Here is a 437-nt window from a genome sequence, read left to right as displayed (position 1 = left end):
CCCTGACTCTGTCGTCTTTCGCTACCTGCAGAGCCCTTACCGCATTTAAGATGGCAATCACAGAAACGCCTACATCTGCAAATACCGCCGCCCACATACTGGCAAATCCAGCCGCTCCCAGGACCAGCACGATTGCCTTGATCCCCAGGGCAAATACGATATTCTGCCGAACGATTCGCAGGGTTTTTCTGGAAATCCTCATGGCCGCAGCGATCTTGGACGGCTCATCCGTCATAATGACCACATCGGCCGCCTCGATGGCCGCGTCAGAGCCGAGTCCGCCCATGGCAATGCCGATATCCGCGCGGGCAAGAACCGGAGCGTCATTAATGCCGTCTCCCACAAATGCCAGTTTACCCTTCCCGCTGGTCTGGGACAGCAGCTGCTCCATATGGCTTACTTTATCCGCCGGAAGAAGTTCTGTATACACTTCATCC

1 protein-coding gene is annotated in these 437 nt (G+C 55.6%); it reads right to left on the bottom strand.

The window, feature by feature from the left end:
- A partial coding sequence (locus NE664_14220) for an HAD hydrolase family protein (GenBank protein MCQ4727791.1) occupies positions 1-437 on the bottom strand: 437 nt, incomplete at both ends.

This window comes from Anaerotignum faecicola (assembly GCA_024460105.1).
GTDB lineage: Bacteria > Bacillota > Clostridia > Lachnospirales > Anaerotignaceae > JANFXS01.
The sequence above is the reverse complement of the archived record's forward strand: the minus strand, read 5'-3'. Positions and strand labels throughout refer to the sequence as shown.